This window comes from Vibrio sinaloensis DSM 21326 (genome assembly GCF_000189275.1).
In the GTDB taxonomy this organism is placed as follows: Bacteria; Pseudomonadota; Gammaproteobacteria; order Enterobacterales; family Vibrionaceae; genus Vibrio; species Vibrio sinaloensis.
On sequence record NZ_AEVT01000050.1, the window covers coordinates 1 to 9,659 of the forward strand.

Here is a 9,659-nt window from a genome sequence, read left to right on the forward strand (position 1 = left end):
CAGCATTATCGGCTCAATTTCATGAATCTCTTAGACCGTAAAACATGCCAATATTGGCGGGTTGCCTCATTCGCTTTCCGAGCCGGTGCATGGAGGTTTAGCTGGATTAAAAGTGTGGAAAGGGCAAGTCTATCGATGCTTAGTATTTGTTGAACGTTCGTCGCTGCTAGGTTAGTTGGCTTAAAAGCAACATTGTTGCTGAAAGGCCGCATTTCGTGGTTGTTGAAATCTCAGCTGTAACATAGTGACTCTTCTGTTTCTTGAATCACAAAAAGTATCTGGTTTGTTTGTGGTTTTTCGTGCTTAAGGTAGTCTGCGTTGGGCCAAGTTGGCTTATGCGTGCAAGTTCGCATAACAAGGCGTTTAAGGCAGATTCCCAACGCATGGCGCTTTGCATTCAAAGTTGGCTTAAGTGTTTATGGTGTAAAGGTTTAGGTTAGGTGGTAGGCGTTGCTCACTACTTAACGCGGCGTTAGCCAACTAAATTGGCTTCGAGGACATATAGTAGGAAAAATGGAAAATAAATCAGTTGTTTGGCTAGATAAAGCTCTAAAAGATCACTCAGGTTTGACTGACTCAGTGGTGACTATATTCGAAAACTTACTGAAGTCGAACAAAGTCGATTTTCTAACTGTTAGCGGTAGAACCAAAGACAAAAAAAGTGCGTTAGAGAAAATCGATCGTAAGGGATATAAGAATCCTGCGGAACAAATGACAGATTTAACGGGCATAAGGATTATTCTTTACTTTGAGTCTGATGTTGAAAGAGTTTCTACGTTAATAAATAAATCATTTGATGTGGATGCTGACAATTCACTTGATAAAAGCAAAGTCCTTTCCAAAGATCAAATAGGTTATCGCTCGGTGCATTTTGTTTGTACCTTAGGTAAGACTAGAGCAAAGTTACCGGAATATTCTTCCTTAACTGGACTTAAATTTGAAGTTCAGGTACGAACGGTTTTGCAGCATGCGTGGGCAGAATTAGCACATGATAGCAATTATAAATTTTCTGGGACTTTGCCTCCTGAGATTGATAGGAAGTTATATCTATATGCAGGGATGTTAGAAATAGCAGATAAAGGGTTTGATGAACTATCTAGCCAAATAGATAAATATAAAGAAAGTATTGAAGAGAGATCTAAATCAGGCGATTACTCTACGTCTATTGACTCTATAAGCCTGAATAAGTTCTTCAATTCGTGGGTTGAGAATAATGGAATAGATGTTTCAAGTTCTCCTAAGAATATCAATGAATTGATAGTCGAATTAAACGCCTTTGGAGTAACAACGCTAGAAGAGCTAATAAATATAATTCCACCTAAATATGCGGATGTTTATAAAGAAATTAATTATAGTTCTAATATCCTTGGTATTGTAAGGGATTGGATGCTTATAAATAACTGGGAGCATTTCGTAGACGAGGTTCCATTTAATTGGGTGGTTGATGATGAAGCAATGGTTACCCTTGATAAGTTCATCAAAGATGAACAGTTGAAAGGCATGTTAAATGCGTTAGAGGCCTTAGGTAACCTAGCTCTAGAAGACTATGAATACTAGTTGGCTAACAAAGCATTTAAGAGTGATTCGCAAAGCTCGGCGCTTTCGCTTCGCTCAAGTATAGCCGAGCGTCGCTCACACCTTAATGCGGCGTTAGCTTAATAGTGTACAAAAAGATAGAGTTTAAAAATGGAAAATATTGAAAATAATACGTCAGTTAATACCGAGAGACAAAAGTGCGAATTATATGTGGTTTCTCCCAAGAAGTTCACGATACTTTTTCTCAGTACAATGGGACTTTATGGTATCTATTGGTCTTATAAAAACTGGAGTCTTTACAAAAGTAGTTCTAACGACAATATTTGGCCTGTAGCCAGAGCTTTCTTCGACATTTTCTTCATACACTCGCTATGCAGTAAAATTACTTTTCAGACACAGCCTGAGTCAGAACAAAAGGAAAGTTCAACAGTCGAATGGTATGCTACCAAGTACGTAATTTTGGTTATTATCGGTAGGGTGTTTGATCAGTTGGCAAACAAAGATATAGGTATGCCATACAGTTACTTTGTCAGCGTTCTACTAGTCCCTTTCACATATCAAGCATTATATTCCATTCAGTTAAAAATTAACCAGTATATGGAAGATGAGTCGGGTAGTTCCAATGGCGATCTAAGTTGGGCTAACTACTTATGGATTGTTATAGGTGTTCTATTCTGGTTGCTGATTATACTTGGCGCAGTAGCTACACTCTTTGGGATTTAAGCTAACAAGGCGTTTAAGACGGATTCCCAACGCTTGGCATTTTCGGTTGGCTTTGAATTTAGTGTTTACGGCACAAAGGCTTAGGTAGGGTGGTAGCGTTGCTCACCACTTAACGCGGCGTTATGTAACTTTGGAGATAGTATGTCAAAATCAATAGAAGAGGAAATGGCTGATGCTGAGAAAGATATTGTAAAAGCGTTACTTTACTCTATCCCTTTAATGATTGTTGCCGTTGCTGCTCCAATTGCAGCCTATAACCAGTTGTTATTGCCCGTTGGTGAAAATGCTGGCTCATGGTTTCAACGAAGCGGGGCGATAACTCTGGTATTAGCGCTTTGGGTCGAATTCAATCTCATAAAAGTTAATGAGCATATAAACCTTTCTGGTATAACGATCTCTGACCAAACAGAGTTAAGTCAAAAATACAAACTGGTATATCGAATATTTCAGTATCTCGGAATTTTCTTGGCAATTTCCGGCACTGTAATATGTAGCTACGGTGACTTAGTCACTGGGTTAAAAGTTACATAACAAAGCATTTAAGAGTGATTCGCAACGCTTGGCGTTTTCGCTTCGCTCAAGTATAGCCAAGCGTCGCTCACACCTTAATGCGGCGTTATAACTCAGGAGGAAGAGTGGAAAATTTCCCGATAGACAAACTCAAATTTACAAGTGCAATGCTTTCTGGTGTCGATGGTATGGTTTCAATTGAGATAGGAATAGAGCCGTTTGAACTTAGCCTAGACGGCTATTCGGAGAACATAGAAACTGTGGTTAGCCTAGACGGTATAAATTTACCTACAGAACTTAATGAACTTACTGGTAGAACCTTTACTTTCCCTGTAAACCCAAATGACGGGTATATTGACGGGTCAGTTTACTTTTTTGGTGCTCATAGCCCTGTTGACATAACTGAAATTAAGTTTGGCGAACTGGCAAATGGAAAGCTACCGATGGTACTCGAGTCATCATGGGCATTGGAATTTGAGTCAACAGGGTTCAAAAACATAAATACAACTATTCACACATACCTGAAGTTATAACAAGGCGTTTAAGGCAGATTCCCAACGCTCGGCGTTCTGCATTCAACGTTGGGCTAAGTGTTTACGGTATAAAGGTTTAGGTTAGGTGGCTTAGCGTTGCTCACTACTTAACGCGGCGTTAGCTGCAGATGAGAATAGAGTATAAATATGGAAGTTAACTACAAAAATTATGATGCCAAGTCGTTGCTTGAAGCGTTAAGTGGTATAGATGCTAAAGCCTATCCGGAGAACTATAGCTCTTTAACAAGTGAGATTGCGCTTCGAAAAAACGAGATACAGGAATACTATGATCAACTCGCAAATGCTAGAAAGTTGCGATGGAGTAAATTATTGACGTTCATTGGTATTAATCAATTGCTTGTTGCAGCAATAGCCTTAGTGATGCTCGTTCTTTCCGTTTCAGGCTTGACGGGATTTCAAATTGTCAGTTCGTGTTTTGTCATTCTTTTAAATGTATTATCGGGTCTAGTCTTATACAAACGTACGACACGGTATTACTTGCTTTCTTATTTGAACGTAGGGCTTCAAATCTTTGCATTTGGGTTTGGAGGATTGTATTTCGATTACTATGGTGTGGGAGGTATTTTCCTCACTTTAGACTGGGTAAGCGACACGTACCGCTGGTTCTCAGCATCTTTCAATGTTGGTGGTTCACTTCTAGCGTATTCAAATAAATATAATTTAGGGTTCGTTCAAGTCGATTTATTAGCCTTGTTCTACATTTGGGTGATCCGAAAGTCATTGTCGCAAACCAGCAGCTAACAAGGCGTTTAAGGCAGATTCCCAACGCTTGGTGTTTTACACTCTAAGTTGGGTAAAGTGTTTACGGTGTAAAGGTGTAGGTTAGGTGATAGGCGTTGCTCACTACTTAACGCGGCGTTATGCGACTGGAAGGAAAATTATCCCATCTCTCGTTTTCGCTCTCTTTGGCTATCCATTTTCGGTGTCGGCAACTCAGCATTGTCGGCTCAATTTCTTGAATCTATCAGGCCGTAAAACATGCCAATATTCGCGGGTTGCCTCATTGGTTTTCAGTGCTGGTTTGTGGCGAGTTCCACTGGCTCAAAGTGTGGAAATAGCAAGGCTATCGACGCTTTGTATTTGTTGAACGCTCGGCTCTGCTAGGTTAGTTGGTTTAAAAGCAGCATTGTTGCTGAAAGGCCGCATTTAGTGGTTGTTGAAGTCTCGGCTGTAACATAGTGACCCTGCTGTTTCTTGAATCACAAAAAATGTTTGGTTTGTTTGTGGTTTTTCGCGCTTAAGGTAGTCTGCATTGGGCCAAGTTGGCTTATGCGTGCAAATTCGCATAACAAGGCGTTTAAGGCAGATTCCCAACGCTTGGCGGTTTGTATTCTAAGTTGGGTTTAGCGTTTAAGGTGTAATGGTTTAGTTTGGGTGGTAGGCGTTGCTCACTACTTAACGCGGCGTTATGTGCTCGGAGGGAATATGGAAATTCAGAAGGTCCTAAAATCGGATTTAGAGGCAGTGACAAGGCTTGTTTCAGAGGTCTCAGACAAGGATGTGCTTCCATTGTTTAACGAACAGGGAAAGCAAGAGTATAAGGACAGAGTTTTACCTGACCTAGTGACAACTTTTGACCATGAGAAGTTTTCATCTGTTAAGGCCGTATCAGATGGGGAAGTCCTTGGTTTTGCTGCTTTACGTGATGGGAATTATCTAACACATTTATTTGTTGCTCATTCACAGCAAGGGTCAGGTTTAGGTCGTGCTTTATTGAATCATGTGCTCAATCAGACAGATGCTCGTGAAGTTAGCCTGCGTTCATCGGTGAATGCTGTTGAGTTCTACAATCGTAATGGTTTCGTAGCAACAGGTGAAGAAGCCGAGTTCAACGGAATTAGGTCCGTACCAATGTCTTTAGTACGCACATAACAAAGCATTTAAGAGTGATTCGCAACGCTTGGCGGTTTCGCTTCGCTCAAGTATAGCCAAGCGCTGCTCACACCTTAATGCGGCGTTAAATGGTATGAGGGTTCTTATGCAGTGGAGTAAACGTAAAAAGCGGGTGGAAAGCTTCTTTGCTGATTCAGTCAAGGGGCGAATAGAATTGCGCACAACTCATTACAGAGCAACGCATGATCAACAAGGTCGTGGTTATATCACCTTCGATAAGAGTGAAGTTTGGAGTATGTGTACCTTGTCATTTTACTCAGATGAGTATGAACGGATCTATAAACTCGTAAGTGATGAAGTTACTCCCTACAAAGCTCAAATGTTAGCTCATGAACAGCTCAAGTCTGAAGGTAGGTTAAGCCAATATCTGTACTACGAATCACTCGACGAATACTGTAATAACACAATTGAGGAATCCCTAACTTCGCCAAACCTACTTATAAGATGTTTGGCATTGCTTGATTCCCGTCTAGGACAAAGGCGCATACGTACAATTGACTTAGACGAAGAAAGCCAAATGGTTGTTAAGTTTTATAAAATAAGGAGAGCCTGCGACAATACCATTTAACAAGGCGTTTAAGGCAGATTCCCAACGCTTGGCGTTTTGCATTTTAGGTTGGGTTTCGTGTTTAAGGTACAATGGTTGAGGTTAGGTGGTAGGCGTTACTCACTACTTAACGCGGCGTTAGCCCTTTTTGAGGAAATGATATGGAAATCGTGCAAGAAATTGACGTTTCAGAATTGCATCATAAGGCAATCGAAGCGTTAAGAAACCAAGCTTTCCCAGATAGCCAAGTAAGTCGTTCTTACTTTAAGCAGTTACCTCATATGCGTGCTCTTCATTTTCAAGGTGAACACTTGGTTGGCTATCTTGGACTGGACTATCGAGCCGTGAGCGTCGGTGGGGAAATACATAAGGTTCTGGGCGTCATCGACTTCTGTGTTGATGAACGTTATCGAGGGCAAGGTATTGGCTCTTTTATGTTGTCAGAAGTATCGGCATTTGCCGAAACTAAAGACGTTGATTTCATAATCCTCATATCTGAGTTAGATGATTTCTACTCTTCAAATGGCTTTAACAAAGTTCAGTGCATGCAATCTTGGTTAAGGCTTCACGAGCACACCAACTTTGGAGTTGCTGTAGAGCACGTTGATGAACTGTATGTGAAACCACTCAGAGATAAGCAGTGGGGTGTTGGACATTTTGATTGGCTAGGTTATATGTACTAGTCAACCACAGGGCTAACAAAGCATTTAAGAGTGATTCGCAACGCTTGGCGTTTTCGCTTCGCTCAAGTATAGCCAAGCGTCGCTCACACCTTAATGCGGCGTTAGGTTTTTTATCAATTCCTCACTCTTTATTATATGGTATGATATTCCATTCTATTGATATCGAGGTTTCTCATGCGTAAGTTATTAAGTGTTTCTCTAGTCGCACTGTTAGTTGGTTGTTCAACTAAGCCAAGTCATGTCGGAGAGCCAGTTCACACGAAAGATGGTGATGAATTTAGTATTCAACAAGTTGAAAATGGTTTTACTGTCGCTGGACATTACAGTGAATACCAGTTCGTAAGAAGTAGTCGTGATGGTTTCGCTGGGTGCACGAATCTTATCAATAATGCGGCAAAAGAATATGCGGCTAACAATGGGGAATCAGTGTCTTTACCAAAATGGGAAGATGTGACAGTTATTGATCATGGTCGCGACATAATTACAGCTGTAATGAACGTGAATTGTGAATACACATATGAATATACAAATGCATCTAAATCTACGAGTAAAGTGTCGGACTTAAACTCACTTGTTGACCTGTATGAACGTGGGCTGTTGACTGAGTCAGAGTTTTCAAAAGCAAAATCGAAGCTACTTGAAAACTAAAACCTAACAAAGCATTTAAGAGTGATTCGCAACGCTTGGCGGTTTCGCTTCGCTCAAGTATAGCCAAGCGCCGCTCACACCTTAATGCGGCGTTATGTGCTCGATAGGAGTTCGAATTAGTGAAATTTATCCCTTATTTCTTCGAAGAGTTTGGGCTGTCCATTAGCCATGAGCAGTTGGAAGCGAAATTGAGAAACTCAAACCTAAGGGGAACCCTCAAAGAAAATGAGTTGAAAATTGTAAGACCTATTAGGTGGCTATCAAATCCTTTTCGACCAGTAGCAGGAATTCGCTCTAGTAACTTTTCTCCTGAAAACAGTCAAATAGTTGCTAGCTTTCGTCCTCATGCTTTGGGTATTTGCTTTGTTGCGTTTTGGGTGGGAGGCTTTACTCTCGAACTATTGGACACTTTGATCAATGGACCAATGGTGGCAATACCTCCACTACTTTTGTTGTTGCTTTCGGGCTATTTCATGATGTTTGTCGGGTTCTGGATAGAGGTTCCTTTTTAAAAAGGGAGCTAAGAAAATTACTTGAAACAAGCACATAACAAGGCGTTTAAAGCAGATTCCCAACGTTCGGCGTTTTGCATTCAAAGTTGGGTTAAGTGTTTACGGTGCAAAGGTATAGGTTAGGTGGTTAGCGTTGCTCACTACTTAACGCGGCGTTATGTTGCAATCACTAGTTGCAATCTTCAGGGAGAAGTGCCTGACCTGAATTGTCGATGAGATAAATGAGTGCATCAATCACTCGGGTTGGTGTTAACAAGTTCTCTTAGCTGCAAGCATCGAGTTCAAGTGTAAGGTGAAGTTGCTCTCGCTCTACTTTGATAAATAGGTTTCCATGTGGTGGGCGCTCTTGTGACAAAGCGAAGGCCCCGATACCAAGAAAGTGTGGGCTGTTAAGGTTTCTGGTCGCGTAGATATCACATTTTAACTTGTGGGCCAGTGCTAAGAAATCCAGAAGTAAGTTAATCTGTTCATCTGAAATGCTATCAAGTGATTTGACATGTGGTTGTTTACAGAAACATTCCAAATAGTTAATCATCTCATCGATATTGTTGTTAAATAGCATCGCGTCTAGTTCTTGTTATAAAGCTTGCGATTGTACCTTGAGTCAGCAACATAACAAGGCGTTTAAGACAGATTCCCAACGCTTGGCGTTTTGCGTTCTAAGTTGGGTTAAGTGGTTAAGGTGTAATGGTTTAGGTTATGTGGCTGGCGTTGCTCACTACTTAACGTGGCGTTATGTGTTTTGAGGATTATATGAGATTTCCAGATTTACGTTTGCATGATTCGGTCGTTCAATCCATCGAGTATTTGTGGGAGCAAAAGTCAGTTCGAATAACTGGATTACTATGTTCGAAAGAGAGCGTGCAGTTCGAAATTAATTTCTCAGCGGTATCAGCCGTGAATACAACCCAAGCGGAGCCGTGGGGACCATCGGTTTCAGTTAACGAAGTAAGAGTGTCAGAGAAAGGAGCGTACATTATAGAGATGCAATCAGGAGACGATATCCAAGTATTTGCTAGTTCCTTTGCCTACAAAGAAGTACACACATAACAAGGCGTTTAAGACAGATTCGCAACGCTTGGTGTTTTGCATTCTAAGTTGAGTTAAGTGTTTAAGGTGTAAAGGTTTAGGTTAGGTGGCTTAGCGTTGCTCACTACTTAACGCGGCGTTAGTCGCCAGAAAAAGCTAGCAGTCAAAATCATGTTTCTAAGCTCAAAACTTGGCTACTGGTTATTTGATTCATAGTTCCATCTTCGACGGTCAAAGCTCAGTTTCATCGGTTCTAAATCAATGCATTACTATTTTCCAAGCGGTTGTTTCGTTCTTTGGTGGTGATAGAGCAGGGTAATCGAAAATCTGTTTTTGGTTGCAAATCTGCTCGGTGAGTTTGTTGGTTTAAAAGCTTATTTACTTGCTGAAAGGAAGTTTTCTCTGGTGTGGTAAGTTCCACGTGGTTTCAGTGACTTTGTTGAAAGTCCGCACTGTGAGATTGGTTTTCCAAAAGCGCTTTTTTGGTGTTGTCAGTCTGTTTTCTGCGGCGTTGGCTGTTCCAAGTGGTTTCATTGAATAGCCGCTTTGAGACTACGCCTGACTTAAGTGCATCAAAACACATAAAGTTTGTTGTTCGCAAAGTTTAGTTTGGCTTAAAATTGTCGCTCGGTGCCTCGCGACTAACAAACTGTTCAAGAGTGATTCGCAACGCGTGGCATTTTTACTATGCGTTGGTTTTAGTGATTAAGGTGGTATGCGACGGCTTAGGTATTGCGTTGCTCACACCTTAACAGGGCGTTATACAAAACGATAGGTTTAAGCTTATGCGCAAGACAATATCTCATTTAACTTTAGCAGTAAGTGCTTTGTTCATTGGTGCTGGAGCTGTGAATCAAGGCGTAAGCGGCTTTCTACTAGCATTGCCTTTTGTTGCTGGGTTTATTTTAACTTTGGAGGCTTTCCCATTAAAAGGGAAAGTAGGCTATATTGCTGTTGTCACAATTCTATCTATCCCGTTAGTTTGGAATCACGAAGAAAATAAAATCATATACCCTTGGCTAGG

At 41.0% G+C, this 9,659-nt stretch carries 11 protein-coding genes and 2 pseudogenes; 12 read left to right on the forward strand and 1 reads right to left on the reverse strand.

From position 1 onward, the window contains the following. The first annotated feature begins 513 nt into the window (after positions 1-513). The 10 genes from RH45_RS07195 to RH45_RS07240 all read left to right on the forward strand — a co-directional run bounded on the left by RH45_RS07195 (position 514) and on the right by RH45_RS07240 (position 7,606). On the forward strand, positions 514-1,557 hold the full coding sequence (locus RH45_RS07195) for a GTP pyrophosphokinase (protein WP_008075560.1): 1,044 nt from the start codon (positions 514-516) through the stop codon (positions 1,555-1,557). Between the two features lie 129 nt (positions 1,558-1,686). Further along, complete coding sequence (locus tag RH45_RS07200; protein WP_008075561.1) at positions 1,687-2,259, forward strand: hypothetical protein; 573 nt, start codon at positions 1,687-1,689, stop codon at positions 2,257-2,259. Positions 2,260-2,400: 141 nt separating this feature from the next. Continuing rightward, the gene (locus RH45_RS07205) at positions 2,401-2,790 is read left to right on the forward strand and encodes a hypothetical protein (RefSeq protein WP_008075562.1); all 390 of its coding nucleotides are present in this window, start codon (positions 2,401-2,403) and stop codon (positions 2,788-2,790) included. A gap of 104 nt (positions 2,791-2,894) precedes the next feature. Beyond that, positions 2,895-3,302, forward strand: a complete 408-nt coding sequence (locus RH45_RS07210; protein WP_008075568.1) for a hypothetical protein — start codon at positions 2,895-2,897, stop codon at positions 3,300-3,302. Between the two features lie 147 nt (positions 3,303-3,449). Further along, the gene (locus RH45_RS07215) at positions 3,450-4,064 is read left to right on the forward strand and encodes a hypothetical protein (protein ID WP_008075569.1); all 615 of its coding nucleotides are present in this window, start codon (positions 3,450-3,452) and stop codon (positions 4,062-4,064) included. Between the two features lie 684 nt (positions 4,065-4,748). Then, the gene (locus RH45_RS07220; RefSeq protein WP_008075570.1) at positions 4,749-5,195 is read left to right on the forward strand and encodes a GNAT family N-acetyltransferase; all 447 of its coding nucleotides are present in this window, start codon (positions 4,749-4,751) and stop codon (positions 5,193-5,195) included. A gap of 106 nt (positions 5,196-5,301) precedes the next feature. Beyond that, positions 5,302-5,784, forward strand: coding sequence for an SF0329 family protein (locus RH45_RS07225; RefSeq protein ID WP_008075571.1), 483 nt, complete (start codon positions 5,302-5,304; stop codon positions 5,782-5,784). A 140-nt stretch (positions 5,785-5,924) separates the two neighbouring features. Continuing rightward, positions 5,925-6,446 carry a GNAT family N-acetyltransferase gene (locus RH45_RS07230; RefSeq protein WP_008075572.1) on the forward strand — a complete coding sequence of 174 codons (522 nt, stop codon included), beginning with the start codon at positions 5,925-5,927 and terminating at the stop codon, positions 6,444-6,446. A gap of 174 nt (positions 6,447-6,620) precedes the next feature. After that, positions 6,621-7,094 carry an SHOCT domain-containing protein gene (locus RH45_RS07235; RefSeq protein WP_008075574.1) on the forward strand — a complete coding sequence of 158 codons (474 nt, stop codon included), beginning with the start codon at positions 6,621-6,623 and terminating at the stop codon, positions 7,092-7,094. A 119-nt stretch (positions 7,095-7,213) separates the two neighbouring features. Beyond that, the gene (locus RH45_RS07240; RefSeq protein ID WP_008075582.1) at positions 7,214-7,606 is read left to right on the forward strand and encodes a hypothetical protein; all 393 of its coding nucleotides are present in this window, start codon (positions 7,214-7,216) and stop codon (positions 7,604-7,606) included. A gap of 169 nt (positions 7,607-7,775) precedes the next feature. On the opposite strand, the pseudogene RH45_RS07245 reads toward RH45_RS07240, so the two are convergent. Next, positions 7,776-8,168: pseudogene (locus RH45_RS07245) on the reverse strand (hypothetical protein). Between the two features lie 191 nt (positions 8,169-8,359). Between RH45_RS07245 and RH45_RS07250 the strand changes: the two are divergent. Both RH45_RS07250 and RH45_RS07255 read left to right on the forward strand, forming a co-directional pair. Beyond that, entirely contained in the window at positions 8,360-8,656 is a 297-nt protein-coding gene (locus RH45_RS07250; RefSeq protein WP_008075585.1) for a hypothetical protein, read from the forward strand. Between the two features lie 764 nt (positions 8,657-9,420). Continuing rightward, positions 9,421-9,659, forward strand: a pseudogene (locus RH45_RS07255) (hypothetical protein); the annotation flags it as partial.

Coding starts and splice junctions, on each gene's coding strand:
- RH45_RS07215 (WP_008075569.1), top strand. CDS start 3,450: ATGGAAGTTAACTACAAAAATTATGATGCCAAGTCGTTGCTTGAAGCG.
- RH45_RS07200 (WP_008075561.1), top strand. CDS start 1,687: ATGGAAAATATTGAAAATAATACGTCAGTTAATACCGAGAGACAAAAG.
- RH45_RS07235 (WP_008075574.1), top strand. CDS start 6,621: ATGCGTAAGTTATTAAGTGTTTCTCTAGTCGCACTGTTAGTTGGTTGT.
- RH45_RS07250 (WP_008075585.1), top strand. CDS start 8,360: ATGAGATTTCCAGATTTACGTTTGCATGATTCGGTCGTTCAATCCATC.
- RH45_RS07225 (WP_008075571.1), top strand. CDS start 5,302: ATGCAGTGGAGTAAACGTAAAAAGCGGGTGGAAAGCTTCTTTGCTGAT.
- RH45_RS07220 (WP_008075570.1), top strand. CDS start 4,749: ATGGAAATTCAGAAGGTCCTAAAATCGGATTTAGAGGCAGTGACAAGG.
- RH45_RS07230 (WP_008075572.1), top strand. CDS start 5,925: ATGGAAATCGTGCAAGAAATTGACGTTTCAGAATTGCATCATAAGGCA.
- RH45_RS07205 (WP_008075562.1), top strand. CDS start 2,401: ATGTCAAAATCAATAGAAGAGGAAATGGCTGATGCTGAGAAAGATATT.
- RH45_RS07195 (WP_008075560.1), top strand. CDS start 514: ATGGAAAATAAATCAGTTGTTTGGCTAGATAAAGCTCTAAAAGATCAC.